This is a genomic window from Telmatospirillum sp. J64-1 (genome assembly GCF_006980715.1).
In the GTDB taxonomy this organism is placed as follows: Bacteria; Pseudomonadota; Alphaproteobacteria; order Rhodospirillales; family Magnetospirillaceae; genus Oleiliquidispirillum; species Oleiliquidispirillum nitrogeniifigens.
The window spans coordinates 69,240-93,507 of sequence record NZ_SBHN01000006.1; the positions used below are offsets into that span (position 1 = coordinate 69,240).

Genomic DNA, 24,268 nt, shown 5'->3' on the forward strand with positions numbered 1-24,268 from the left:
CTCCCCTTTAGGCGGGGATGGCCGGGGGGCGGAGGCTCTGCTAATCTTCCCGCCCCCATGAAGCCGCCAAGGGAATTCGCATGTCTTCGTTGACCTCGCTGTCCTCCTGGAAGGCTCTCGCCGCCCATGCCCAGGAGGTTGCCGATACCTCCATGCGCGACCTCTTCGCCGCAGATTCCGAGCGTTTCCAGCGCTTCTCGCTGCGGCTGGACGATTTCCTGCTCGATTATTCCAAGAACCGCATCACCGAGAAGACCGTCTCGCTGCTCTGCGACCTCGCGCGCGAACGCGGCCTGGAAGACTGGCGCGACCGCATGTTCGCGGGCGAAAAGATCAACAATACCGAAGGCCGCGCGGTGCTCCATGTGGCACTGCGCAACCGCTCGGACCGTCCGGTCCTGGTCGACGGCCGGGACGTGATGCCCGAGGTCCGGCGCGTTCTGGCGCAGATGCGCCGCTTCGCCGAGGCCGTCCGCAGCGGCGCCTGGACCGGCGCTACGGGCGAGCGCATCACCGATGTCGTCAATATCGGCATCGGCGGCTCCGACCTCGGGCCGGTGATGGCGACCCAGGCGCTGACGCCCTATCACCAGAAGGGCCTGACCGTCCATTTCGTCTCGAATGTCGACGGCACCCATCTGGCCGAGACGATCAAGTCCCTCGACCCCGCCCGCACGCTGTTCATCATCGCGTCCAAGACCTTCACCACCCAGGAAACCATCGCCAATGCCCGCTCGGCGCGGGACTGGCTGGCCGGGGCCCTGGGCGAGGGGGCGGTGGCCAAGCATTTCGTCGCCCTGTCCACCAATGCCGAGGCGGTGAGCGAATTCGGCATCGACACCGCCAACATGTTCGAGTTCTGGGACTGGGTCGGCGGGCGCTACTCGCTGTGGTCGGCCATCGGCCTGTCCATCGCCATCGCCATCGGCCCCGACAATTTCGAGGAGATGCTGGCCGGCGCCCATGACATGGACGAGCATTTCCGCACAGCCCCCCTGCCGCGGAACATGCCCGTCATCCTGGGGCTGCTGGGGGTGTGGTACGGCGATTTCCTGGGCGCCCCGGCCCATGCCGTGCTGCCCTACGACCAGTATCTCGCCCGCCTGCCCGCCTATCTGCAACAAGCGGACATGGAGAGCAACGGCAAGCGCGTCACCCGCGAGGGCGAGGCGGTGGATTACGATACCGGCCCCATCATCTTCGGCGAGCCCGGCACCAACGGCCAGCACGCCTTCTATCAATTGATCCACCAGGGCACGCGGCTGATTCCTTGCGATTTCATCGCCGCCGCGCAAAGCCATAACGAGATGGCCCGGGACGGGATGACGGGGCATCACATCCTGCTCCTGTCCAACTTCCTGGCCCAGACCGAGGCCCTGATGCTGGGCAAGACCGAGGAAGAGGTCCGCGCCGAGTTGGAAAAGACGGGGATGAAGGAAGAGGCCATCAAGACCCTGCTGCCCCATCGCGTCTTCCCCGGCAACCGGCCCAGCAATTCCATCCTCTACCGCCGCCTCGACCCGCGCACGCTCGGGCGGCTGATTGCTCTTTACGAACACAAGATTTTTGTCCAGGGCGTGATCTGGGGTGTAAACTCCTTCGACCAGTGGGGGGTCGAGCTTGGCAAGCAGCTGGCCAAAACGATCCTGCCGGAACTGGAAAGCGGGAAAGAGGTCACCGGCCACGATTCCTCGACCAACGGCCTGATCAACGCCATCAAGGATTTCCGAAGTTCATGAGCATCCGCCTTCTGCCACCGAACCTGATCAACCAGATTGCCGCCGGCGAGGTGGTTGAGCGTCCCGCCTCGGCGGTCAAGGAATTGGTGGAGAATGCCATCGATGCGGGGGCCACCCGCATTGATGTGGTGCTGGCCGATGGCGGCCAGAGCCTGATCGCGGTGACCGACGACGGTTCCGGCATGGCGCCCGAGGACATCGCACTGGCGGTCGAGCGCCATGCCACCTCGAAGCTGCCCGATGACGATCTGTTCCATATCAGCCATCTCGGCTTCCGCGGCGAGGCCCTGCCTTCGATCGGTTCGGTCGCGCGGCTGCGCATCACCTCGCGCCTGAAGGGGGCCGAGACGGCCTGGGCGCTGCTGGTCGAAGGCGGCGTCAAGGGCCAGCCGGAACCCGCCGCCCATCCGCCCGGCACGCGGGTCGAGGTGCGCGACCTGTTCTACGCCACACCGGCCCGGCTGAAATTCCTGAAAGCCCCGCGCACCGAATTGTCCCATGCCGTGGACGTGGTCGAACGCTTGGGGATGGCCCATCCGCGCATCGCTTTCTCCTTGAGCGACGGCACAAGGACCGTGGTCAAGCTGCCCGCCGCCTCGGGCGATGACGAGACGGCGCGGCTGACCCGGCTGGCGGGCGTGCTGGGGCGGGATTTCGAGGCCAACGCCCTGCCCATCGATGCCAGCCGCGAGGGGCTGCGGCTTTACGGCCATGCCGGCCTGCCGACGCTGAACAAGGGCAATGCCCAGTCGCAATATCTCTTCGTCAACGGCCGCCCGGTGCGCGACCGCCTGCTGCAAGGGGCGGTGCGCGGCGCCTATCAAGATTTCCTGGCCTCCGACCGTCATCCGGTCCTGGCCCTGTTCCTGGAAGTGCCGCCGGAACTGGTGGATGTGAACGTCCATCCCGCCAAGGCCGAGGTGCGTTTCCGCGATGCCGGGCTGGTGCGCGGCCTGATCGTCTCGGCCCTGAAACATGCCTTGACCGCAGCTGGGCATCGCGCCGCCACCACCGTGGCCGATGCCGCTTTGGGCAGCCTGCGCCCCCATAGCGGCTGGAGCCCCGCCTATCCCCAGCGTCCGCAGCATCTCTCCGCCGCCCTGTCGCAAGCCGCCGCCCAGATGCAGGCGCCGCTGGGCCTGACGGGTGGCCTTCAGGAAGGCGGCGCGCCGCAGCATCACGCCTGGTCCCAGCTTCCCGGCTTCACCGCCCCGCCCGCCGCCCGCCCGGCGGAAGAGATGCCCGAAGCCGCGCCCGAGCAATATCCGTTGGGCGTGGCGCGCGGCCAGTTGCACAACACCTATATCGTCGCCCAGACCGCCACCGGCATCGTCATCGTCGACCAGCATGCCGCCCATGAACGGCTGATCTACGAGCGCATGAAACAGGCGCTGGCCGAACAGGGCGTGAAGCGCCAGGGCCTGCTGCTGCCCGAAGTGGTGGAACTGGACGAGGCCGATGCCGACCGCTTGGTTGCCCGTGCCGCCGAACTGGCCGATCTCGGCCTGATCCTCGAAAGCTTCGGCCCCGGCGCCGTGGTGGTGCGCGAAGTCCCGGCGCTTTTGGGCGATTGCGACGTGCAAGGGCTGGTGCGCGACATGGCCGACCAACTGGCCGAACTGGGCGAGGCCCTGGCGCTAAAGGACGCCCTGGCCCATGTCTGCGGTACCATGGCCTGCCACGGCTCCGTCCGTGCGGGGCGTGCCCTCAACACGGCGGAAATGAACGCCCTGCTCCGCCAAATGGAAGCCACCCCCCATTCCGGCCAATGCAACCACGGCCGCCCGACTTACGTCGAACTCAAGCTGGCGGATATCGAGAAATTGTTCGGGCGGCGGTAGGGCAAAGTATAACGCCCGCCCATCCGCGATCATTGATTTATTGATGAGACACAGATGGACACAGATATCTGTGTTTATCCGTGTCCATCTGTGGACCTTTATTCCCTCTTAACGCCAGCTTCCCTACACCGGCGCGCGGTCGGTGCGCCCGCGCCGAACCGGCTCGCGCGGATCAGGAAGCGCGGATATCCGCGGGGCTACTCCGTCTGCTAGGGACGAAATCGGCGCCGCAGGCGCCCGCCAGAAACCCGTTCGCGAAGATGACTTCGGGCATCATGGCAGCCAGCCTAGCGGTCGCCTCGCTGTCTTCGAGGTCCCCATCCAGAACCCGTCGGAAGAGGTCGGCAACGCCCACCATGTCTCCGCTATGCGGCGAAATGCGGAACGACGTGATGCCGGCGGCGCGCAGGCGTCCGAGATCACCGAGCAGATTGCAATGGGTGAAGGAAAGGGTCTGCACACCGTTTATGGTGAGGAACTCTTCGCCGTCGAGGGTTTCCACCTTCAGGCCGTCCGGGTCCTTGCCGCAGACGAATTGGCAATTATCCTTCGCAAGGCCATGAACCCGGGCGTGGTAGCAGCGGCCGGAAATGGCAAGCGGCACACGGCCGAAAGCCCAGACTTCCGGCACCACGCCGCTGGATGCGGCGGCTCGGGCCAGCGTCTCGATGGACGGCATCGGCAACTCGGGCGGAAGGCAAAGCCGGGTCGCGCCTCGTTTCGCGAGGTGAACGAGCGTGCCTTCATTATAGACGTTGATCAGCGGGCTGATGGAGAAGGGCCGCCCCTTGGGCAGATGGGCGAGCATGGTCAGGTCGTTGACCTCGATTTCCAACTCGCCGCTGGCCGCCAGATCCGCGCACATCTGCCGCTCACGCTTCAACGTGACAAGGGCGAGCGAAGAAAGGATCACCTCCTTGCCGCCCCTGTGAAGCCGTTCGATGGTATCGGGTATCCTGTCGACATAGAACGGCATCCGCTTGGAGCAGACCACCTCGCCGAGGCAGACGCGGTCGACCGGCGCCTCGTCGGCGATGCGGGCGTAGAAGTCGCTCCATTGATCGGCCGACCAGTTAAAGAGCAGCGGGCCGAGGGTGATGGTGGGACGTTCCGGCATGTAAGTTCTTTCCCTCAGCGCCAGGTCTTGCGGTAAGCGCCGGCGGTCGTCGTCTGGCCTTCACTCAGGCGCCGGAGTTCGCCGGCCGGGATGGGATTGCCCGCGGCCTGCGCATCCACGGCACGGCGGAAGCTTGCCACCACGTCGTGGATGTAGGAGCGGCTGCGCTGGCGCCCCTCGATCTTGAGCGCCGTCACACCGGCCTGCGCGAGTTCGGGGATCAACGTCGCGGCATCCAGGCTCACCGGGTCCTCGAAGACGTGGCCGCGCTTGCCGCTGACGGAAAAGCAGCCCTTGCACAGGGTCGGATAGGGCGCGGGCTCGCCCTTCGAGACGCGGTCAATGGTGAATTCGCCAAGCCGCGAGACGAGTTCGCCCCTTTCCTCGCGGTAATGGACATGGCTCGCGGGCGAGCAGACGCCGTTCATGTTGGGCGACCTGCCCGTGGCGTAGGAAGAAAGCGAACAGCGTCCCTCGGCCATGACGCACAGCCCCCCGAAGACGAAGACCTCCGTCTCGCATGGCACCTCGCGGTTTATGGCGGCGATCTCGGCCACGGTGAGAACGCGCGGCAGCACCACGCGCTTCACGCCGAATTCCTCGACATAGAAGCGGATCGCATCGGCATTCGCCGCCGCCGCCTGCACGGAGAGATGGCGCCTTAACTGCGGGTGCCGCTCGGCGGCATAGGCGAGGAGGCCCATATCGGCGAGGATAAGGGCATCCGCCCCGGCGCGAGCCGCCTCGTCCACGGCCCTGTGCCAGATTTCGGCGGCGCCCGCCCGCGGGAAAGTGTTGATGGCGACGAGCACGCGCGCACCCTTCGCATGGGCATAAGCGACGCCTTGCGCCATTTCCTCGGGCGAGAAATTGAGGCCGGGGAAATTGCGCGCATTGGTCTCGTCGCGGAAGCCGCAATAGATGCTGTCCGCACCGGCATCCACGGCGGTGCGGAGCGCGGCAGGCGTACCGGCGGGGCACACGAGTTCGAGCTTGTTTCCCATCGTCAACTCCTGTCACGGCGCGTCAGCGCGAGGCCCGTCACACGGGAGGCCATCGGCAGAATGCGCCGGGCGATGCGCTCGGCTGCGGCTCCCGCCGCACCGAAAGCGGCGGCGGCTTCGACGGAAAGATCGAGTTCGGCGTCATCGAGTGCGTTGCGCAATGCCAGCACGGCCTCCATGTCGCCCTCGATGACGATGTCCCGGGAGAAGAACAGCGCATCGCCATCGGCCGCCCCATGGACCAGGCCGAGAAGCGCACTCAATGTCCCGGCGATGCGCGCGTCCCATGCGCCGGCATCCTCGCGGCGGCGCGGCTCGATATGCGGGCGGTCGCGGCGGGGCTCCAGGCGGAAGACGAAGGGAAGGTCGGTGACATCGAGAAGGAAGCTCTTCTCGGCGTGGACGCCTAGCCTGGCAAAGAGTCCGGGCTGCCGCCGCCCCACACTCGTCGCCATTTGCCGTAAAAGCAGGCCAAGAGGCGGAAGCGGCAAGGGCAGCAGAAGGAACCGAATACCGGCCGGCAGAGGAATGAAGGCAGCTGTGTCATTCATAACCGGCAGTATAGAGAAAAAAGATGCGCCATCTTTGAGCCAGCGCAAAAATGCGCTGAATTTGCCGCCCGCAGGAAAGGTCCAGGAAGATGCCGGTATCCATCCGGGACCTTCCATATTTCGTGATCTGCGGAACTTTCAGCACTTGTGCTGGCCGATATCCGCCATAACCGCTCGGCTTACCTCGAACTTGAATTGCCGGATACCAAGAAGCCGTTCAGGCGGCATTAGAGGAAAATATAATGCCACCCATCCGCGATCATTCTTTTATTCATGAGACACGGATGGACACATATATCTGTGCCCATCCGTGGACCTTTATTTCCTCTTACCGAAAGCCCCCCTACACCGTCGCCGCGATCCGGGCGACTTCCTCATGCACTGCATTCCAGACTTCATCCGTGGATGAGGGATTGTTGTAGTAGGAGGTGACGATCACCGGCGCGCGATCGGTGGGCCAGGCGATGGCGACGGCATGGGCGGCGCCGTTGCCGCTGGTGCCGGTGCGGTCGCCGACCAGCCAGGTGTCGGGGAAGCCCGCGCGCAGGCGCTTGTCGCCGGTCTTGTTGGCGATGAACCAGGATGCCAGTTGCGCGCGCGAGGATTTGGACAGCACGTCTTCGAAGAAGATCTTCCGCAAGGTCTCGGCCATCGCCGCCGGAGTGGTGGTGTCGCGCCGATCGCCGGGGGCATTCTCGTTCAGCTCCGTCTCGAAGCGGTCGAGCCGGGTCACATTGTCGCCCAGCCTGCGCAGATAGGCGGTCAGGGCCGAGGGGCCGCCGAAGCTGGCGAGTTGCAGATTGGCGGCGGTGTTGTCGCTGATGGTCATCGAAGCGTCGCAGATCTCGGCCATGGTCATACCCTCGCCGCCCACGCGCTTCTCGGTCACCGGCGACCAGCTCACGATATCCTCCTGCGAGAAAACGACCCGCCGGTCCAGGCTTTCCTGCCCGCGATCGACGCGGGCCATGACATAGGCGGCGGCCAGCACCTTGAAGGTGCTGCACATGGCGAAACGCTCATCCTCGCGATAGCAGGCCGTCGCGCCCGTGCCCAGATTATGCACCATCACCCCCAGCTGCCCGCCATGCTGGCTCTCGAGTTCGGCGAAGAGGGCTTGGATCTCGGGGGCGGTCAATTCACGCGCCACCGCCTGCCCGGCCCCCAGGACGGGCAACGCAAGCAAGGGGGCGGCAAGGGCGGCACGGCGCGAAATCTCGAAAGTCATTCCTGTCTGTCTCCATGTCATCCGGCCTGTCGGGCAGGCCCTTCCTCGTCGCCCAACCTTGTGTGAAAAATATGGCGCAAAACCTTCAACTGAGGCGAAATTTAGACCGCACGGGACGGTTCATGACGCTGCCCCAGAAGTTCAACTTTCGCGGTAGGGCGCCCGAAAAGGGAAACGGCCTTGAATACGCTCCGGGCCTTTCCAGACTCCAAGAGCATGGATATCGACGAGACAATCCGCCAGACCGTCGGAGACATCATCGCCGCCCGCTCCGGCAGCTTTCCGCAGGACCTGATCATCGACCGACAACGCCTTGGCGGCGGGGCGGAAGCGACCGAGGTCGCCCTGGTCACGGCGCGCTATCGCACTCCCCGGAACCGCCCCACCATGCTGCGTGTCGTGGTCAAGCAATTGGACGGCCGGGCGGCACGCGAGGCCCTGGTCTATCAAAGGCTGGTGGCGGCGCATGCCGTGCAGATCGCGCCGGAACTGCTGGCCGTCGAGTCGCTGGGGCCGGATTCCGCGCTGATCTTCCTCGAAGCCATCCGCCGGATCAGGGCCTGGCCCTGGCAGGATCAAGCGGCCAGCGCCGATGTGATGCACCGCCTGGGCAGCTTCCATGCCGCCACCAGGAATGCGGCGCAAGCCCTGCCGGCCTGGAATTACGAGGCGGAACTCGCGGACATGGCCGAGACCACCTGGACCGTGCTCGACCAATGCCGCCGTGATCCCGAATATGCCGCGCTGGGCCGCCACATCCGCGCGCTGGAGCGGGTCATCCTGGCCCTGCCGGCCTTGCGCCGCCAGCTTCTCTGCGAGCAGCCCTTCGGATGCAGGCCGATCCATGGCGACGTGCATCCCGGCAATGCCCTGCTGCGCCAGCGCAATGGCGGTTTCCAGGCGATCCTCATCGATTGGGGCCGGGCACGTCCGGGCTCGCCGCTGGAGGATGTCAGTTCCTGGCTGCAATCCCTCTGCTTCTGGGACGCCGAGGCGCAACGCATCCATGACCGGCTGTTCGCCACCTATCTCTCGGCTTTCGGGATGGAACGCAGCCTTACACCGGACATCCGCGCCGCCTATTGGACGGCGGGCGCTTCGAACGCCCTGGCCGGGGCGCTGCTCTATCACCTCAGCATCGTGACGGACCGGCAGCAGGGGAAAGCCGCCCGCGCCCGCGCCTTCCAGGCCGCGCGCAACTGGATGCGCATCATCCGCCGCGCCCATGACTGGAGCGGCATTCGTCAAATGTGACGGATGCTGCGACCTGCGGCCGTTGAGGCCGCGGACGCGCCCGCCCGGCGAGGGCAAATATAAACCCACAGCATGCCGGGCACGGCTTCTCCGCAGGGCAGGCAAGCACTCGGCAGTCTTCCTCGCCCATGAAGCAGAGGCTTTTCCGCAGGACGCGGGCATTGCATGATACCGGCCTTTCCATCCGGCCGAGGCTGCCTCCCATGTCCGTTTCCGAAGTTCCGGTCCTGCGTCCCTGCGAAGCCAGGGACATTCCCGCCATCGCGGCGATCTACGCCCATGCCGTGCGGACCGGCACCGCCTCCTTCGAACTCGATCCCCCGAGCGAGACGGAGATGGAGGCACGGCGCACCGCCCTGCTGAAAGGCGGCTATCCCTACTGCGTCGCCGAGCTGGCGGGGGAAGTGGCCGGTTACGCCTATGCCGGTCCCTATCGCCCGCGCCCGGCCTATGGCGCGACGGTCGAGAATTCCGTCTATGTCCGCGAGGATTGCAAGGGGCTGGGCCTCGGCCGGCTCTTGATGGCGCGCCTGATCGAGGAGGCCGAGGCGCGCGGCTTCCGCCAGATGGTCGCGGTGATCGGGGATTCGGCCAATCTCGCCTCGATCCGGCTGCATGAAAGCATGGGCTTCGAGCCCATCGGCACCCTGCGCTCGGTCGGGTGGAAGCACGGGCGCTGGCTCGATACCGTGCTGATGCAGCGCAGCCTCGGGCCGGGGGACAGGCTGCCCCGCGAAACCTCGTGACTGCGCTGCGGCCCCGTCCGCTCAAGCTCAAAGGCCGTTCAGGCGGCCAGGGCGGCCTCTGATTTCTCTCGTCGCGCCTGTTCCTCGAAGCGTTCCAGCATGTCCCGGATCTCGCTGAGGGGCAGGAAAACGCCGAAGCCCATCAGGTCGTTGCGGATCTTGACCAGCAGGAAATCCTCGCGGTCGTGATCCCCGGCCTTCGCGAAATCGATGTCGAGCAGGACCTTCAGATAGTTCTGGCTGCTTTCGTCGGTCAGGCCGCAGGCCCATTCCGCCAGCAGGCGGTTGCGACGGGCACGCACCCAGAACTCGGCTTCCCGTTCGTTGACGAATTTCGCTTGGCTGGTGCTGCCCTTGGCGTCGATGGTGCGGATGAAGTCGGTCATGGCCCGTCCTCCTTCCTTGCAGTTCAAGGCTCCAACCAAGCCCTGACCATATGATACGCCAGGGCGGTCGCGTTGGGAAGCCGAGGTGACTCTTCGCTGCCCGCGCGGGCCAGCATTTCGGCGGCCTGGGCGCGGTCTACCCAGATGGCCTGTTCCAGTTCGGCGTCGTTCAGGCTGATGGTGGCGTCCAGGGCCTGGGCGAAGCAGCCGATCATCAGCGAGGCCGGGAAGGGCCAGGGCTGCGAGGCGAAATACTTCACCTCGCCCACGGTCACCCCCGCTTCCTCCCAGACTTCGCGACGCACCGCCGCCTCAATGGTCTCGCCCGGTTCCATGAAGCCCGCCAGGGCCGAGAACTGGCCGGGCGGAAAGCTCGCCGAACGGCCCAGCAGGCAACGGTCGCCCTCGGTCACCAACATGATCACCGCCGGATCGGTGCGCGGGAAGTGCCGGGTGCCGCAGGCCGAGCAAAGCCGGGTGGTGCCGCCTTCGCTGGGATCGGTGGCGACGCCACAATTGGCGCAGAAGCGGTGGCGCTGATGCCAGGCCAGCAGGGCGCGGGCCTGGGCCAGGATGCCCGCCTCGTCGGCGCGGACCTGACTGCTGGCCATGCGGACTTCCGTCCATTCGCCCCAGGACGGTGGCGTCTCGCCTGGAATCTCCACGGCGAAATGGGGCCGCCCCTCGGCCATGCCGAGGAAGACCGCCAAGCCCTGCTCCGCCACCTCGGAGGGCGGCAGCCACTGTAGGATGCCGTCACGCAAGGGGATCTTCAGCTGCCAGAACGGCAGGATACGGGCCTGGGGATCATGGATCAGGCGGTCGGCCTGGGGACGGAGATGGGACGCGCGGTCCAGACTGTTGCTGGCGAAAATGATGCTGCTCATCCTTCCAGCATAGCTTTCCTTTGCTCCGTTGAAAGCCTGTCCTGAGGCTTTAGGATGGAAGAATGATGAAATTTCTGTTTCTGGCCCTGGGGATCCTGGGGGGATTCGTTGGCAGCCTGCCCGCCGCCGCGCAGGAACGGACACCCTCGCCCAGCCTGCTGGCCGTCGAAGGGGGCGAGATCGCCGCGCGCTGGTGCGTGCAATGCCATGTGCTGCGCCAGCCCGCCCAAGGCACCGACGCCGCCCCCACCTTCGCCCAGATCGCCCAGAACCGCAGCGACGCACAAATCCGCGCCTTCCTCGCCCGCCCCCATGGCGGCATGCCGCCGCTGACCCTGTCGGCCCGCGAGATCGAGGCCGTCATCGCCTATCTGAGCGACATGCGCGAGACGGGGGCCCTGCCGATAAGGGGAAGAGATTTTGGGGGCACAGACATGGGTTCCGCCGGGCGCTGACCACCCTCAAGAGAGTCTCTCGATGTCTTCGTCATTCCCGCGAAAGCGGGAATCCATCCTGCCTCAACATCTTCCGGCGTCGAGATGGACTCCCGCTTTCGCGGGAGTGACGAAACAAGCGGGATCAAAGGGCCGAGGTCCTTTGCGGGTCTGGGCGGAGCCCAGATCCTCTCTATCCCTCTGTCACACCCCAACCCAGCGCAGGAAGATCACCTTCGCCGCGCCGTAGCTGCGCCGGTCCCATTCCTCGAAGCCGGGCGGGGCGAAGAAATCCTCGCGGGCGGCGACCTCGACGATGCAGGCGGCATCGGGCGCGATCCAGCCTTTCGCGGCCAGGGAGGCCAGGGCCGGTTCGGAGAGGGTCTTGTTATAGGGCGCGTCGAGGAAGACCAGGTCACAGGCCGCCGGGGCGGGCGGCGGATTGGTGGCATCCACGCGCAGGATGGTCGGGCTTTCCTTCAGCGTGGCCGCATTGGCGCGGATCGCCGACAGGGCCGCCGGGGCGGTGTCGAGGAAGATCGCCTGGGCCGCGCCGCGCGACAGGGCCTCGAAGCCCAAGGCCCCCGATCCCGCGAAGGCGTCCAGCACCCGCGCGCCCTGGAGCGGCGTCTCGCCGGAATGGGCCAGGATGTTGAACAGGGATTCCCGCGCCCGGTCCGAGGTCGGGCGCGTCTCCATGCCTTGCGGGGCGGTCAGCGCCCGTCCCTTATGACGGCCGCCGACGATTCGCATGGGGCTTGCCGCCTGGAGAAGAAGACTTGGCGCGGTCCTTGTGACGGTCGCGCCGCCCCTTGGTCTCGCTTTCCTCGATCAGCTTCAGCGCGCGCTTGGCCGAAGGGGTCGAGGGGCGGACCTTCTTGGCCGGGGTTTCGGGCTGGGCGGCCTTTTCGCGGGCCAGGCGCTCGGCGCGCTTCTGCTCGGGCGTCTTGTCGGCGCCGAGGCCGATCTGCTCGCGCAGGACACGGGGCGGAACCTCCTCGACCATGCCGGGCTCCAGCGCGCCCAGCAGGAAGGGACCGTAGGAGACGCGGATCAGACGCGTCACCCGCCAGCCGAGGAAATCCATCACGCGGCGGATTTCGCGGTTCTTGCCCTCGCGCAGCGAGACGGTCAGCCAGGCATTGGACGGCCGCTGATGGTCCAGCGTGGCATGGATCGAGCCGTAGCTGACGCCATCGACGGTGATGCCCTTTTCCAGCTCGGCCAGCTTTTCCGGATCGACCTGCCCGAAGACGCGCACGCGATAGCGGCGGATCCAGCCGGTGGCGGGCAATTCCAGCTTGCGCGCCAGTTCGCCGTCATTGGTCAGCAGCAGCAGGCCTTCGGAATTGAGGTCGAGACGCCCCACCGAGATCAGGCGCGGCAGGCCTTCGGGCAATTCGTCGAAGACCGTGGGACGCCCTTGCGGGTCCTTGTGCGAGGTCACGAGACCCGCCGGCTTGTGATAGCGGAACAGGCGCGTGCGTTCGGGCGCGGCGACGGGCTTGCCGTCCACGGTGACGATATCACCGTCATCGACCACCACGGCGGGGCTGTCCAGGCGCTTGCCGTTGACCGCGACGCGGCCCTCGGCGATCCAGCGTTCGGCATCGCGGCGCGAGCACAGCCCGGCCCGGGCCATGCGCTTGGCGATGCGCTCTCCCTTCTCCTGGGCGCCTTTGTCCTGGGACGCGTTGTCTTCGCTCATTCGCGGCAGGCTTTCATGAAGGCGTCGAACAGCGCCGTATCGGCAGGAGAGATATGGTATTCCGGGTGCCATTGCACACCGAGGCAGAAACGCTTGCCCGGCATTTCGATGCCTTCGATCACGCCGTCATCGGCGACGGCATCGACCACCGCCCCCGGCGCCACGGCCTTGACCGCCTGGTGATGGGCGGAATTGACCGGAATACGGGTCTTTCCGGCGATACGGTGCAGCAGCGTGCCTTCCGTCACCACCACGTCATGGCCGGGCTCGGTGCGCGGATTGGGCTGCTCGTGGGCCAGGCAATCGGCCACTTCATCGGGAATATGCTGGATCAGCGTGCCGCCCAGGGCGACGTTGAGCAATTGCTGCCCGCCGCAGATGCCCAGCACCGGCATGTCGCGCTCGACCGCGCCGCGCACGATGGCAAGCTCGAAGGCGGTGCGGCGGGATTTCAGCTTTACCGTCTCGTGGCGCGTCTCGGCGCCGAACAAAGCCGGGTCCACGTCGAAGGCCCCGCCGGTGATGACGAGGCCCTTGATCCGGTCGAGATAGGCCTCGGCCAGATCGGGTTCATGGGGCAGGGCCACCGGCAGGCCGCCGGCCTGGGAAATGGAATCGCAGTAATTCTGGCGCAGGGCGTACCACGGCATTTTCGAGTAGCCGCCGGGTTCTTCGCTGTCCAGGGTGATGCCGATCAAAGGGAGGCTTGTCATGATGGCCGAACTCTACGATGCGACGGGATCAGGGGCAACGCCCGAATAAGCATGCTAGGCGAGCGGGATGAGGATCGGGTAAACAGCCTGCATGTCCGATTCGTCCTTCATGACCCTGGCCCTGGAGCAAGCCCGCGCCGCCGCCGCGCGCGGCGAGGTGCCCGTGGGCGCCGTGCTGGTGCAAGACGGCCGGGTCATCGCGCAAGACGGCAACCGGGTCGAGGAACTGTTCGATCCCACGGCCCATGCCGAAATCCTGGTGCTGCGCGCCGCCGCGCGCCTGGCGGGCTCGCCCCGGCTGGAAGGCTGCGACCTCTATGTGACGCTGGAGCCTTGCCCGATGTGCGCCACCGCCATTTCCTTCGCCCGGCTGCGGCGGGTCTATTTCGGCGCCTACGATCCCAAGGGCGGCGGCATCGACCACGGGCCGCGCATTTTCGAGCGCTCCACCTGCCATCACCGCCCCGAGGTCTATGGCGGCTTCGCCGAGGCCGAGGCGGCGGAAATCCTGCGGACCTTCTTCCGGGCGCGGCGCTGAGGCTTTCCCCTTTTTCGCAGTCCTGTCATTAAAGGAATGGCAAGACCGTTCGATTAGTCACGAAGGCATTTCCACCATGCTTGGCGAAATCATGTATGTCCCCGACCTGATCTCGAAGGTTGCGGCCAATGCCCTGGTCGCCTCGGCCCTGTTGACGCTTGTGATCCTGGTCCTGCGCCGTCTGGTCATACGCGCCATGCATTCGGGCGGGGACTTCATCTCGGACCACCGGCGGCGGGTCCTGTCCAACGTCAAGAACGCCCTGTCGCTGGTCCTGGCCTTCGGGCTGCTGCTGATCTGGGCGCCGGAGTTGCGCACCTTCGCCCTGTCGCTGACGGCCTTCGTGGTGGCCTTCATCGTCGCCACCAAGGAACTGATCCTGTGCCTGAGCGGCGGCATCCTGCGCACCTCGTCCAACGCCTTTTCCGTCGGCGACTGGGTGGAGGTGGGCGGCGTGCGCGGCCAAGTGATCGACCAGAGCCTGCTGTCCGTGACCGTGCAGGAAGTCTATTCCGACGGTTCGTCCTATGAATTCACCGGCCGCACCGTGGTCATCCCCAACAGCAATTTCCTGACCGCGCCGGCCCGCAACGAGAATTTCTTCAAGCGCTACGTCTTCCACAGCTTCTCCGTGGTCTTCGAGGGCGGGCTGCCCCCGGAGAAGGTCGAAGGCGCCATCCGCCAGGCCCTGGACACGGCAATGGCGCCGCATATCGAGGTGGCGCGGCGCTATAACGCGCTGATCGAGAAACGGGCCGGGCTGGACATTCCGGGCGTCGATCCGGTCTTCCGCCTGACCATGAGCAATGAAGGCCGCCTGAAACTGGCCACCACCGCCTTCCTGCCTACCCACGAAGCCATCGCCATCGAGCAGCAGGCCATCCGCGCCGCCGTCGCGGTGATCCAGTCCTGGCAGCGGGAACAAAAAGAAAAAGAGGCGGCAGCCAAAGCCACCGCCTCTCTTCTCCCGATCTAAGCCTGGGGCTTATTCCGGACGGGGAGTATCCCGCGTGCTGGGGGGCAGCACCGGATACACGACCCGGGGCTGATCACCGGTCAGGCTGTGCAGGAAAGCCGTGATCTGCTTGATCTCGTTTTCATTCAGCTCGGTGCCCAGCTGGGCGGAGGCCATCACCGCAACGGCCTGTTCCAGATCCCAGACCCCACCGCTGTGGAAGTAGGGAGCCGTCAGGGCAACGTTGCGCAGCGACGGAGCGCGGAAGACGTATTCGTCATCAGCGGTTTCCGTCACGGTGAAGCGGCCGCGGTCATCCGGCGGCAGGATGTCGGCACCGGGCCGTTCCACCACGCCGAAGGGGAAGTAGCCGTCGCCGCCGACATTGATGCCGGCATGGCAGGCCACGCAGCCGCGATCCATGAACAGCGCCAGGCCCTGCTTCTGCTCGTCGGTCAGGGCGTTGTCGTCGCCCTTCAGCCAGAGGTCGAAGGGGGCATTGGGGGTGATCAGGGTGGCCTCGAAGGCCTCGATCGCCACGGTTACGTTATTGAAGTTCACCGGGTCCTTGTCACGCGGGAAAGCGCGGGAGAATTCTTCCACATAGGCCGGGATGCTCTTCAGCGTGGTGATCACCCGTTCGGGGGTGGAATTCATCTCGACGCTGGCCTGGATCGGGCCGGCGGCCTGGGTGCGCAGGTCCTCGGCGCGGCCATCCCAGAACTGGGCGGTGTTGAACACGGCGTTCAGCACGGTCGGGGCGTTACGCGGCCCCTTCTGCCAGCCATGGCCGATCGAGGTCGGCACGTTGTCGGCGCCGCCGGTGCCGACGCTATGACAGGTATTACAGCTGATGATGCCGCTACGCGACAGGCGCGGCTCGAAGAACAACTTCAACCCCAGTTCCACCTTCTCGGGGGTCATGGCATTGCCAGCCACTTCCGGGAGGGAGGTCGGAATCGGTTCAAAGAAATCCTGTGCCTGGGCCCGCAAATCCGGCTGCGCATAGGCCGCAACCGGGAAGGCAATCACCATGGCGAGACAGGATGCGATCAGGTGTCTCATTTCGATCTCCTCTTAATCCAAAGGCCTAGGGAGGAAATGACCTTCGGGTTCCTGATCCTGCCGGTTCGGAATAGCCGGAATGGTCAGGATGGGCGGGGACCCCCGCACCCTTAGGATAGACCTTAGAGACATTATGGAAAAGCAAAACCGTACAAATGGAGTGGATAAAAAACCATTTTCACGAAAGGTTAAGATGACCGCTCCCCGCTTGGGGGCAAGACGGCGGCCACGGCCGGATTAGAAAGCAAGATTCGGAGTGTCCCCGGCGTCCGGGCGGGCTAGCCTTTCCCTGGTGATTTCCCTGAAGGTTGGAAGGACGCAAGACCATGGCCCAGAGAAGCGAAAGCCGCGCTACGCAGACCAGCAGCGATCCCCGCTGGGCGGAAGTGATGGCCCGCGATCCGGGGGCGGACGGCCGCTACGTCTATGCCGTCAGGACGACGGGTATCTATTGCCGCCCCTCCTGCACGGCGCGCCCGGCCCGGCCCGAGAACGTGGAATTCCATCCGACGCCCGCTTCGGCCGAGGCCGCGGGCTTCCGCCCGTGCAAGCGGTGCCGCCCGGATCAGCCCCCCTTATCCGCCCTGCAGGCCGCCCGGATCGCCGCGCTGTGCCGGCGGATCGAAGCGGCGGACGAGATGCCCCGCCTCGCGGAGCTGGCGAAACAGGCCGCGATGAGCCCGTCCCATCTCCACCGCCTCTTCAAGGCCGTCACGGGACTGACGCCCCGGGCCTATGCGGCGGCGGCCCGCCAGAAACGCCTCCAGGCGGAACTGGGGCGGAGCGGCACGGTGACCGAGGCGATCTATGATGCGGGCTATAATTCCAGCGGTCGCTTCTATGCGGAAGCGGACCGGATCCTCGGCATGACGCCCCGGCGCTACCGCGACGGCGGACGGGACATGCAGATCCGCTTCGCCATCGCGCAATGCTCCCTCGGCGCGATCCTGGTGGCCCAGAGCCAGCGCGGCATCTGCGCCATCCTGATGGGGGACGACCCCGATGCCCTGGCCCGCGATCTTCAAGACCGCTTCCCCTTCGCTCATTTGACCGGGGATGATCCGGCCTTCGCGGAGGTGGTGGCCAGGGTGGTGGGCTTCGTCGAGGCCCCGAGGCTCGGCCTCGACCTGCCGCTGGATCTGCGCGGCACCGCCTTCCAGCAGCGCGTCTGGCAGGCCTTGCGGGATATTCCGCCGGGCGAAACCGTCAGCTATACCGAACTCGCCCGACGCATCGGCGCGCCCAAGGCGGTGCGGGCCGTCGCCAGCGCCTGCGCCTCCAATCCCCTGGCGGTGGCGGTTCCCTGCCACCGCGTGGTACGCAACGACGGCGAATTGTCAGGCTATCGCTGGGGCGTCGAGCGCAAGCGCAGCCTGCTGGAACGGGAAGCCGAGGAATAGAAGGCACGGGGATGAGAATAACCGTCGAGCTTCCGCCGGGCTTCCGCCCGAACGACATCCTCGCCTTTCACAGGCGGGACCCGCTCATGCTGGCCGAGAGGGTCGACGGGGACGTCCTGCGGAAAGGCCTGACCTGGACCGGACGGCCCGCCTGCCTGACGATCCGCTTACATCCCGATCAGGCCGAGGCGGAACTGTCCGTCGACGGCCCGCCCAGGGACGAGGACCCGGCGGCATTGGAGGGCATGGTCCGGCGCATGCTGGGCCTGACGCAGCGGGTCGAGGACTTCGAGGCGACCTTCCGCGCCCATCCCCAGATCGGTCCCCTGGTCGCGCGCAATGCCGGGCTGCGGGTCCCCCTTGCCGCCACGCCCTTCGAGGCCCTGACCTGGGCCATCTCCGGCCAGCAGATCAGCGTCGGCGCGGCGCTGTCGCTCCGCCGCAAGCTGATCCAGCGCGCCGGCCTGCGGCATTCGAGCGGATTGCTTTGTCATCCCGACGCCGTCCACATCGCGGCGATGAGCGAGGAAGACCTGCGCCAGGCCAGCTATTCGCAGGCCAAGGCCAGGACGCTGCTGGCCCTCAGCCAGGGGGTCCGCGACGAAGCGCTGCCCCTGGATCGCTGGCTCCGTCATCTGCCCGTCGAGGAAATCCGCGCGCAGCTTTCGCTCCTGCGCGGTATCGGTCCCTGGACCATCAATTACGCGCTGCTGCGCGGCTTCGGCTGGCTGGACGGCTCGCTGCACGGCGATGTCGCCGTCCGCCGCAACCTGCAGGCGCTGCTGGGGGCTCCGGAAAAGATCACCCAGGATCAGGCGGAAGAATGGCTCTCCGCCTTTACCCCCTGGCGCGCCCTCATCGCCGCCCATCTCTGGGCGATGCAGAAGGACCTGAATCCTTAGCCCCGGTCGCGCTCCAAAGCGCGCCAGGCGATATCGCGGCGGCAGAAGCCCTGCGGCCAGTCGAGCAGGTCCACCGCCTTGTAGGCCTGTTCTCGGGCCTCGGCCACGGTCGAAGCGATCGCGGTCACGCCCAGGACACGCCCGCCGACGGCCCGGATGGAGCCGTCCTCGCCGCGCACCGTACCGGCATGGAAGACGGTCACGCCCTCGACCGCACCGGCGGCGTCGAGCCCGCCGATCACCGTGTTCTTCTCATAGCTGCCGGGATAGCCCTTGGCGGCCATCACCACCACCAACGCCACATGCTCGGACCAGCTCAGCTCGACCTCGCCCAGGCGGCCCTCGGCGGCGGCGATCAGAACCGGCAGCAGGTCGGAGTTCAGCCGCGCCATCAGCACCTGGCATTCCGGGTCGCCGAAGCGGGTGTTGAACTCGATCAGCTTGGGCCCCTGGTCGTTGATCATCAGCCCGGCGAACAGCACGCCCTTGAAGGGGCGCCCCTCGGCCGCCATGCCGCGCACGGTCGGCAGGATGATCTCGTCCATGATCCGGGCCTGCATGGCGTCGTCGACCACCGGCGCCGGAGAATAGGCGCCCATGCCCCCGGTATTGGGGCCGGTATCGCCGTCGCCGACGCGCTTGTGGTCCTGGGCGGCGATCAGCGGCAGGGCCGTCTCGCCGTCCACGATGGCGAAGAAGCTGGCCTCCTCGCCGTCCAGGAATTCCTCGACCACCACTTCCGCCCCGGCTTCGCCGAAGCTGCGTTCGGTCATGATGGCATCCACCGCCGCCAGGGCCTCGTCCACATTCTGGGCGATGATCACGCCCTTGCCGGCAGCCAGGCCGTCCGCCTTGACCACGATGGGCGCGCCCTTCCGGCGGATGAAATCCTTGGCGGCCTCGGCGCTGTCGAAACGGCCATAGGCGGCGGTGGGAATGTCGTATTTGGCGCAAAGGTCCTTGGTGAAGCCCTTCGAGCCTTCCAGGATGGCGGCATTGGCGCGCGGGCCGAAGGCCTTGATGCCTTCCTGCTCCAGCCGGTCCACCAGGCCGCCGACCAGCGGCGCCTCGGGGCCGACGACGACGAAATCGATGGCCTTGTCCTTGGCAAGACGGACCAGCCCGTCCACATCCTCGGCCTTGACCGGCAGGCATGTGGCGACATCGGCGATGCCGGCATTGCCGGGGGCGCAGAACAATTCTTCGCACAGGGGCGAGGACTTGATCGCCCAGCACAAGGCATGTTCACGGCCACCCGAACCGACCACCAGCACTTTCATCCCAGGAACTCCATTGTATCGCTCGGGCGGTTTGTACCATAAATATGGGCGAGATCATGACCCGAAATGAAATCCCCTCCCAGGCCGAGCACAACCAGCCGGCCCTTTCCGTCAGCGAGTTGTCCCAGGCGCTGAAACGCACCGTCGAGGACCGCTTCGCCCATGTCCGCGTGCGCGGGGAAATCTCCGGCTTCAAGCGCCATTCCTCGGGCCATCTCTATCTCAGCCTCAAGGACGCCGACGCGGTGATCGACGCCGTCTGCTGGCGCGGCCAGGCCATGCGGCTGGGGCTGAAGCCCGAGGACGGCATGGAGGTGGTGGTCACGGGCCGCCTGACCACCTATCCCGGCCGCTCGAAATACCAGCTCGTCATCGAGAGCATGGAACTGGCGGGCGAAGGCGCGCTGCTGAAGCTGCTGGAGGAACGCAAGCGCAAGCTGGCCGCCGAAGGCCTGTTCGACCCGTCGCGCAAGCGTCCCCTGCCCTTCCTGCCCAATGTCATCGGCGTCGTCACCTCGCCCACCGGGGCGGTGATCCGCGACATCCTGCACCGCTTGGCCGACCGCTTCCCGCGTCATGTGCTGCTATGGCCGGTGGCCGTGCAGGGCGAGGGCGCGGCGGAACAGGTCGCCGCCGCCATCCGCGGCTTCAACGCCCTGCCGCCGGGCGGCGCGGTGCCGCGTCCGGATGTGCTGATCGTCGCGCGCGGCGGCGGCAGCCTGGAAGATCTGTGGGCCTTCAACGAGGAAGTGGTGGTGCGGGCGGCGGCCGAATCGGAGATCCCGCTGATCTCGGCCGTGGGGCACGAGACCGACACCACGCTGATCGACTTCGCCTCGGACCTGCGCTGCCCGACGCCCACCGGCGCGGCGGAAAAGGCGGTGCCGGTGCGGCTGGAATTGCTGGCCCAGGTCGGCGACCTGGGCGCGCGGCTGACCGGCGGCATGGGACGCGGCCTCGACCAGCGGCGCCTGAGGGTGGAAGGGCTGGCGCGCGGCCTGCCCAATCCCCGCCGCATCATCGAGGACATGGCCCAGCGCCTGGACGATCGCACGGAACGCCTGGCCAATGCCATGCCCAACCTGCTGCAACGCCGCCAGACCGAGGTCGAGCGGCTGGGCGCCCACCTGAAGCATCCGCGCGAGCAGCTGGCCGAGGCGACGCACAAGCTGGAACGCCTGTCGGCGGCCATGGATGCCGCCCTGAAGGCCAAGCGCGCCGCCACCGAGGCCTATATCGAACGCTTCCGCCTGCATCTCGACCAGTTAGGCGGGCGGCTGGAAAACAGCCCCCGGCGCCTTCTTTCGGACAGAGAGGCCGCGCTTTCGGGCGTGGGTAAACTTCTGGAAAGCTATTCCTACAAAGGGGTGCTGGCGCGTGGCTTCGCCTATGTGGAAGATAACGACGGTCAGGCCGTGACCACACGGGCCGATGCCGGAAGCCGTTCGGCGCTGACCGTCCATTTCAGCGACGGTTCGCTGCCGGTCCTGGTCCAGTCCTCGGCGCCGCTCAAGCGGCCCCGGCGCGGCAAGAGCAGCACATCCTCGGACGACGATCAGGGAAGCCTTTTATGATGAAGACGACCGGCCTTGCACTCCTCGCCCTTCTCGCCGCCGCGCCCGCCTTCGCGGCCCCCGTGCTGGAAGGGCGGGCCGAGCAGGGCGGGTTGCTAGTGGGCCAGACCGATCCCGCCGCCCAGGTCCATCTGGACGGCAAACCCGTGACGGTGGGGCCGGACGGCCGTTTCCTGCTGGGCTTCGCCCGTGATGCCGCGCCCCAGGCCGTGCTGGAAATCACCCCTCCCGGCCAGCCGCCCGAACGCGTGGAACTGACCATCGCCAAACGGGACTGGGACATCCAGCGCATCGACGGCCTGCCGCAATCCCAGGTGACGCCCGATCCCGAATTGCTGAAGCGCATCCGCGCGGAATCCGCCCTGGTCGCCAAGGCCCGCGCCCAAAGCGTCGATACCGCCTATTGGCAGGAAGGTTTCGCCCAGCCCGCCGAGGGCCGCCGGTCGGGCGTCTTCGGCAGCCAGCGCATCCTGAACGGCGAACCCCGCGCGCCCCATTCCGGCGTCGACATCGCCGCCCCCACCGGCACGCCGGTCCTCGCCGCCGCCCCCGGCGTGGTGATGATGGCCCATCCCGACCTGTTCTATACCGGCATGACCGTGCTGATCGATCACGGCCAGGGCCTGAACAGCGTCTATGCCCATCTTTCGGAAATCACTGTTACCGAAGGCCAGCATGTCGCGCGCGGCGAGGTCATCGGCGCCATCGGCGCCACGGGCCGCGCCACCGGACCGCATCTGCATTGGGGCGTGACCCTGGGCGATGTCCGATTGGACCCGGAAACCGTGCTGGACGTCCTGCCGGTGGTGGGACAGTAAGCGGAAAAATGTGGGCTCTGCCCAGGCCCGCCAAGGGCCTCGGCCCTTGTATCCCCTTTTTGAGTCGTCATTCCCGCGCAAGCGGGAATCCATTGCGCCGCAGCATGGACCCCCGCTTTCGCGGGGGTGACGAATAGATTTAAGGAATTCCAAGAGGCCATGCCTCTTGACGGGAGCGCCGAGGGCAGAGCCCTCGGCATCCTATTCTCAGCGGCGCTGGTTCTTCGGTGCCGTCAGGTAACCGGCCGCCGTACCGATGGCACCGCCGACGATGGCGCCGCCCACCAGGCTGCCGCCGGCCACAGCGGTAACGGCGGCGCCGCCGGCCGCGCCCAGGGCACCGCCGGACAACATCCGCTGTTCCATGTCGCTCATGTTCGAGCAGGCACCAAGGGCCAGCAGAGAGAGAGCGGCCAGGGGGGCGGTAACGCGCTTGGACAAGGTCATCGTGCTTCCTCTAAGGAATAAATGAACCACGATTTTGATGACAAAGGGCCCAGGGTCAAGCCATGCCCGCCTTTTGTCACAACCGCCCCGAACGGTCACGGCATCAGGCGATAGACCTTCGTGTCGCAAACTTCGCGGTCTTCCACTTCCTTGCTGGTGGGAATGGCATAGCGCCCCAGCTCGACCAGCCCCTGATGGGGCAGATAGGCCCGCCCGGGATCGGCCAGCAGCACCGGCACGCCGCGCGCCGCAAGGCTGCGCAGCCAGGGAATGGCACGGTCGGCCAAGGCACGCTCGTAGCAGATATCCCCGGCCAGGATGACATCCCAGCTTCCCCATTGGTCAATCACATCCTGCGCCAGGATGTTCAGCTTCACGTCGTTCAACGCCATATTCAGGCGCAAAGCGGCGACGGAGAAGCCGTCGATCTCGGCGGCATCCACGCGGTCGGCCCCGGCCAGGGCGGCGGCGATGCCGCAGACCCCGCCGCCGGCGGCGAAGTCCAGCACCTTGCGCCCGCGCACCAGTTCGGGATGGTCGAGGATATGCCGGGCCAGGGCCTGCCCTCCCGGCCAGCAGAAGGCCCAATAGGGCGGCGGCAGCCCCTGGGTCTCCATCTCCTCTTCGGTCGCCAGCCACAGGGGCGTAAGCTCGGTCGCCAGATGCAGGCGCATCTCGGGCACGGCCGGCGGCGCCAGCACGACGGTATGGCTGCGGATGAACTCCGCCGGATCGGCAATGGTCAAATAAGGCTCCCCGCCAGGATGGCCGCCAGCAGCAGCCAGCCGAACAATCGGTTGGATTTGAACTTCGCCAGACAATCGGGCGAATCGTTGATCTTCATGGTACGCGCCTGCCACATCAGCTGGGCGGCGGCGGGCGCCAGGGAGACGAAGAAGACCCAGGACAGCCCGGCAACCCAGCCGGCGGCGGCGATCAGGGCCAGCGCCACCAGATAGAAGACGGTGACGGCGGGCATGGTCGCCTCGCCCAACCTGCGGGCCGAGGACTTCACGCCGATCAGGGCGTCGTCGTCCTTGTCCTGATGGGCATAGATGGTGTCATAGCCCAGGGTCCAGAAGAGGCCAGCAATATAAAGCAGCAGCGGCGCAAAGCCCAGCCCGCCGGTCACCGCCGCCCAGCCCAGCAGGGCACCCCAGTTGAAGGTCAGGCCCAGCCAGGCCTGGGGCCACCAGGTGATGCGCTTCATGAAGGGATAAGGCACCACCAGCAGCAGCGAAGCCGCCCCCAGGGCGATGGCGAAGGGGTTGAGCTGCACCAGGATCAGCAAGCCCAGCAGCAGCAGCAGGACGAGGAAGGCCAGCGCCTGCTTCACCGAAACCTGGCCACTGGGAATCGGGCGCGCGGCGGTGCGTTCCACCTTGCCGTCGAAATCGCGGTCGGCGATGTCGTTGATGACGCAGCCGGCGCCGCGCATGATCAGGGCGCCGATGCCGAACAGGGCCATCAGCCACAGATCCGGCATTCCCTGACTGGCCAGGGCGATGCTCCACCAGCAGGGAAACAGCAGCAGCCATGTCCCGATGGGCCGGTCCAGGCGCATCAGTTTCAGATAGGGGCGAAGGGGCGCGGGCGCCCAGCGGTCGACCCAGCCGTCCAGCGGCATGTCGCCGCGCAATGTTCTTGTGCCGCTCATGACGCTATACATAGCGGAGGCTCC

General features: G+C 66.5%; 25 protein-coding genes. 11 read left to right on the forward strand and 14 right to left on the reverse strand.

Translation table 11 applies throughout. The annotated features are described in order from the left end of the window. Positions 1-80: 80 nt before the first annotated feature. Positions 81-1,739, forward strand: coding sequence for a glucose-6-phosphate isomerase (gene pgi / locus EPD66_RS07420; RefSeq protein WP_142847862.1), 1,659 nt, complete (start codon positions 81-83; stop codon positions 1,737-1,739). Beyond that, the gene (gene mutL, locus EPD66_RS07425) at positions 1,736-3,580 is read left to right on the forward strand and encodes a DNA mismatch repair endonuclease MutL (RefSeq protein ID WP_142847864.1); all 1,845 of its coding nucleotides are present in this window, start codon (positions 1,736-1,738) and stop codon (positions 3,578-3,580) included. Before pgi ends, mutL begins: the two co-directional genes overlap by 4 nt. 172 nt (positions 3,581-3,752) lie before the next feature. Here the strand turns inward: mutL and EPD66_RS07430 are convergent, their stop codons facing one another. The 4 genes from EPD66_RS07430 to bla form a co-directional block, all read right to left on the reverse strand. Beyond that, entirely contained in the window at positions 3,753-4,697 is a 945-nt protein-coding gene (locus EPD66_RS07430; RefSeq protein WP_142847866.1) for a U32 family peptidase, read from the reverse strand. 14 nt (positions 4,698-4,711) lie between these two features. Then, positions 4,712-5,701, reverse strand: a complete 990-nt coding sequence (locus tag EPD66_RS07435; RefSeq protein WP_142847867.1) for a peptidase U32 family protein — start codon at positions 5,699-5,701, stop codon at positions 4,712-4,714. A gap of 2 nt (positions 5,702-5,703) precedes the next feature. Further along, positions 5,704-6,156, reverse strand: coding sequence for an SCP2 domain-containing protein (locus tag EPD66_RS07440; RefSeq protein ID WP_221930910.1), 453 nt, complete (start codon positions 6,154-6,156; stop codon positions 5,704-5,706). 439 nt (positions 6,157-6,595) lie between these two features. Beyond that, positions 6,596-7,480, reverse strand: coding sequence for a class A beta-lactamase (bla, locus tag EPD66_RS07445; protein WP_142847869.1), 885 nt, complete (start codon positions 7,478-7,480; stop codon positions 6,596-6,598). 180 nt (positions 7,481-7,660) lie between these two features. Here bla and EPD66_RS07450 point away from each other — a divergent pair, with 180 nt between their 5' ends. Continuing rightward, positions 7,661-8,734: an aminoglycoside phosphotransferase family protein gene (locus EPD66_RS07450; protein ID WP_142847870.1), complete on the forward strand. Its 1,074-nt coding sequence runs from the start codon at positions 7,661-7,663 to the stop codon at positions 8,732-8,734. Positions 8,735-8,937: 203 nt separating this feature from the next. Continuing rightward, positions 8,938-9,480, forward strand: a complete 543-nt coding sequence (locus EPD66_RS07455; RefSeq protein WP_142847871.1) for a GNAT family N-acetyltransferase — start codon at positions 8,938-8,940, stop codon at positions 9,478-9,480. A 38-nt stretch (positions 9,481-9,518) separates the two neighbouring features. Here the strand turns inward: EPD66_RS07455 and EPD66_RS07460 are convergent, their stop codons facing one another. Further along, complete coding sequence (locus EPD66_RS07460; RefSeq protein WP_142847872.1) at positions 9,519-9,866, reverse strand: ATPase inhibitor subunit zeta; 348 nt, start codon at positions 9,864-9,866, stop codon at positions 9,519-9,521. A gap of 23 nt (positions 9,867-9,889) precedes the next feature. Beyond that, a complete protein-coding gene (nudC, locus tag EPD66_RS07465; RefSeq protein WP_142847873.1) occupies positions 9,890-10,753 on the reverse strand; it encodes an NAD(+) diphosphatase in 864 nt (287 codons plus the stop codon). A 62-nt stretch (positions 10,754-10,815) separates the two neighbouring features. Between nudC and EPD66_RS07470 the strand changes: the two genes are divergently transcribed. Further along, positions 10,816-11,208 carry a cytochrome c gene (locus EPD66_RS07470; protein WP_142847874.1) on the forward strand — a complete coding sequence of 131 codons (393 nt, stop codon included), beginning with the start codon at positions 10,816-10,818 and terminating at the stop codon, positions 11,206-11,208. A 183-nt stretch (positions 11,209-11,391) separates the two neighbouring features. Here the strand turns inward: EPD66_RS07470 and rsmD are convergent, their stop codons facing one another. From rsmD to EPD66_RS07485, 3 genes are read right to left on the reverse strand one after another with little or no spacing between them, the layout of a single operon-like run. Then, positions 11,392-11,940, reverse strand: a complete 549-nt coding sequence (gene rsmD, locus EPD66_RS07475; RefSeq protein ID WP_142847875.1) for a 16S rRNA (guanine(966)-N(2))-methyltransferase RsmD — start codon at positions 11,938-11,940, stop codon at positions 11,392-11,394. Beyond that, positions 11,915-12,895, reverse strand: coding sequence for a pseudouridine synthase (locus tag EPD66_RS07480; protein WP_142847876.1), 981 nt, complete (start codon positions 12,893-12,895; stop codon positions 11,915-11,917). Before EPD66_RS07480 ends, rsmD begins: the two co-directional genes overlap by 26 nt. After that, complete coding sequence (locus EPD66_RS07485; RefSeq protein WP_142847877.1) at positions 12,892-13,608, reverse strand: gamma-glutamyl-gamma-aminobutyrate hydrolase family protein; 717 nt, start codon at positions 13,606-13,608, stop codon at positions 12,892-12,894. Before EPD66_RS07485 ends, EPD66_RS07480 begins: the two co-directional genes overlap by 4 nt. Positions 13,609-13,699: 91 nt before the next feature. Between EPD66_RS07485 and EPD66_RS07490 the strand changes: the two genes are divergently transcribed. Both EPD66_RS07490 and EPD66_RS07495 read left to right on the forward strand, forming a co-directional pair. Next, positions 13,700-14,146 carry a nucleoside deaminase gene (locus tag EPD66_RS07490; protein ID WP_142847878.1) on the forward strand — a complete coding sequence of 149 codons (447 nt, stop codon included), beginning with the start codon at positions 13,700-13,702 and terminating at the stop codon, positions 14,144-14,146. A gap of 76 nt (positions 14,147-14,222) precedes the next feature. Then, positions 14,223-15,122 carry a mechanosensitive ion channel family protein gene (locus EPD66_RS07495; protein ID WP_185961299.1) on the forward strand — a complete coding sequence of 300 codons (900 nt, stop codon included), beginning with the start codon at positions 14,223-14,225 and terminating at the stop codon, positions 15,120-15,122. A gap of 9 nt (positions 15,123-15,131) precedes the next feature. On the opposite strand, the gene EPD66_RS07500 is transcribed toward EPD66_RS07495, so the two are convergent. Further along, positions 15,132-16,166, reverse strand: a complete 1,035-nt coding sequence (locus EPD66_RS07500) for a cytochrome-c peroxidase (RefSeq protein ID WP_142847880.1) — start codon at positions 16,164-16,166, stop codon at positions 15,132-15,134. Positions 16,167-16,492: 326 nt separating this feature from the next. On the opposite strand from EPD66_RS07500, the gene ada reads away from it, so the two are divergent. Next, positions 16,493-17,566: a bifunctional DNA-binding transcriptional regulator/O6-methylguanine-DNA methyltransferase Ada gene (gene ada, locus EPD66_RS07505; protein ID WP_142847881.1), complete on the forward strand. Its 1,074-nt coding sequence runs from the start codon at positions 16,493-16,495 to the stop codon at positions 17,564-17,566. Positions 17,567-17,577: 11 nt separating this feature from the next. Further along, the gene (locus tag EPD66_RS07510) at positions 17,578-18,468 is read left to right on the forward strand and encodes a DNA-3-methyladenine glycosylase (RefSeq protein ID WP_142847882.1); all 891 of its coding nucleotides are present in this window, start codon (positions 17,578-17,580) and stop codon (positions 18,466-18,468) included. Here the strand turns inward: EPD66_RS07510 and purD are convergent. Beyond that, positions 18,465-19,748 (reverse strand): phosphoribosylamine--glycine ligase, encoded by a 1,284-nt coding sequence (gene purD / locus EPD66_RS07515; protein ID WP_142847883.1) that lies wholly within the window; start codon positions 19,746-19,748, stop codon positions 18,465-18,467. The genes EPD66_RS07510 and purD overlap by 4 nt on opposite strands. A gap of 56 nt (positions 19,749-19,804) precedes the next feature. Between purD and xseA the strand changes: the two genes are divergently transcribed. Next, complete coding sequence (gene xseA / locus EPD66_RS07520) at positions 19,805-21,322, forward strand: exodeoxyribonuclease VII large subunit (RefSeq protein WP_142847884.1); 1,518 nt, start codon at positions 19,805-19,807, stop codon at positions 21,320-21,322. Further along, entirely contained in the window at positions 21,319-22,140 is an 822-nt protein-coding gene (locus EPD66_RS07525; RefSeq protein ID WP_142847885.1) for a M23 family metallopeptidase, read from the forward strand. The genes xseA and EPD66_RS07525 overlap by 4 nt, the downstream gene beginning before the upstream one ends. Before the next feature lie 207 nt (positions 22,141-22,347). On the opposite strand, the gene EPD66_RS07530 is transcribed toward EPD66_RS07525, so the two are convergent. The 3 genes from EPD66_RS07530 to ubiA form a co-directional block, all read right to left on the reverse strand. Further along, entirely contained in the window at positions 22,348-22,587 is a 240-nt protein-coding gene (locus EPD66_RS07530; RefSeq protein ID WP_142847886.1) for a hypothetical protein, read from the reverse strand. 95 nt (positions 22,588-22,682) lie between these two features. Then, positions 22,683-23,333, reverse strand: coding sequence for a methyltransferase (locus EPD66_RS07535; RefSeq protein ID WP_255448406.1), 651 nt, complete (start codon positions 23,331-23,333; stop codon positions 22,683-22,685). Beyond that, entirely contained in the window at positions 23,330-24,256 is a 927-nt protein-coding gene (ubiA, locus tag EPD66_RS07540) for a 4-hydroxybenzoate octaprenyltransferase (RefSeq protein WP_370511868.1), read from the reverse strand. The genes EPD66_RS07535 and ubiA overlap by 4 nt, the downstream gene beginning before the upstream one ends. Positions 24,257-24,268: the final 12 nt, after the last annotated feature.

Excerpts from the sequence above, each read along its gene's own strand:
- EPD66_RS07500 (WP_142847880.1), bottom strand. The coding sequence starts at position 16,166 with ATGAGACACCTGATCGCATCCTGTCTCGCCATGGTGATTGCCTTCCCG.
- pgi (WP_142847862.1), top strand. The coding sequence starts at position 81 with ATGTCTTCGTTGACCTCGCTGTCCTCCTGGAAGGCTCTCGCCGCCCAT.
- EPD66_RS07485 (WP_142847877.1), bottom strand. The coding sequence starts at position 13,608 with ATGACAAGCCTCCCTTTGATCGGCATCACCCTGGACAGCGAAGAACCC.
- EPD66_RS07430 (WP_142847866.1), bottom strand. The coding sequence starts at position 4,697 with ATGCCGGAACGTCCCACCATCACCCTCGGCCCGCTGCTCTTTAACTGG.
- EPD66_RS07435 (WP_142847867.1), bottom strand. The coding sequence starts at position 5,701 with ATGGGAAACAAGCTCGAACTCGTGTGCCCCGCCGGTACGCCTGCCGCG.
- EPD66_RS07440 (WP_221930910.1), bottom strand. The coding sequence starts at position 6,156 with ATGGCGACGAGTGTGGGGCGGCGGCAGCCCGGACTCTTTGCCAGGCTA.
- EPD66_RS07480 (WP_142847876.1), bottom strand. The coding sequence starts at position 12,895 with ATGAGCGAAGACAACGCGTCCCAGGACAAAGGCGCCCAGGAGAAGGGA.
- EPD66_RS07455 (WP_142847871.1), top strand. The coding sequence starts at position 8,938 with ATGTCCGTTTCCGAAGTTCCGGTCCTGCGTCCCTGCGAAGCCAGGGAC.
- ubiA (WP_370511868.1), bottom strand. The coding sequence starts at position 24,256 with ATGTATAGCGTCATGAGCGGCACAAGAACATTGCGCGGCGACATGCCG.
- EPD66_RS07495 (WP_185961299.1), top strand. The coding sequence starts at position 14,223 with ATGCTTGGCGAAATCATGTATGTCCCCGACCTGATCTCGAAGGTTGCG.
- xseA (WP_142847884.1), top strand. The coding sequence starts at position 19,805 with ATGACCCGAAATGAAATCCCCTCCCAGGCCGAGCACAACCAGCCGGCC.
- EPD66_RS07490 (WP_142847878.1), top strand. The coding sequence starts at position 13,700 with ATGTCCGATTCGTCCTTCATGACCCTGGCCCTGGAGCAAGCCCGCGCC.
- EPD66_RS07470 (WP_142847874.1), top strand. The coding sequence starts at position 10,816 with ATGATGAAATTTCTGTTTCTGGCCCTGGGGATCCTGGGGGGATTCGTT.
- EPD66_RS07525 (WP_142847885.1), top strand. The coding sequence starts at position 21,319 with ATGATGAAGACGACCGGCCTTGCACTCCTCGCCCTTCTCGCCGCCGCG.
- EPD66_RS07530 (WP_142847886.1), bottom strand. The coding sequence starts at position 22,587 with ATGACCTTGTCCAAGCGCGTTACCGCCCCCCTGGCCGCTCTCTCTCTG.
- purD (WP_142847883.1), bottom strand. The coding sequence starts at position 19,748 with ATGAAAGTGCTGGTGGTCGGTTCGGGTGGCCGTGAACATGCCTTGTGC.
- EPD66_RS07460 (WP_142847872.1), bottom strand. The coding sequence starts at position 9,866 with ATGACCGACTTCATCCGCACCATCGACGCCAAGGGCAGCACCAGCCAA.
- mutL (WP_142847864.1), top strand. The coding sequence starts at position 1,736 with ATGAGCATCCGCCTTCTGCCACCGAACCTGATCAACCAGATTGCCGCC.
- EPD66_RS07510 (WP_142847882.1), top strand. The coding sequence starts at position 17,578 with ATGAGAATAACCGTCGAGCTTCCGCCGGGCTTCCGCCCGAACGACATC.
- ada (WP_142847881.1), top strand. The coding sequence starts at position 16,493 with ATGGCCCAGAGAAGCGAAAGCCGCGCTACGCAGACCAGCAGCGATCCC.
- nudC (WP_142847873.1), bottom strand. The coding sequence starts at position 10,753 with ATGAGCAGCATCATTTTCGCCAGCAACAGTCTGGACCGCGCGTCCCAT.
- bla (WP_142847869.1), bottom strand. The coding sequence starts at position 7,480 with ATGACTTTCGAGATTTCGCGCCGTGCCGCCCTTGCCGCCCCCTTGCTT.
- rsmD (WP_142847875.1), bottom strand. The coding sequence starts at position 11,940 with ATGCGAATCGTCGGCGGCCGTCATAAGGGACGGGCGCTGACCGCCCCG.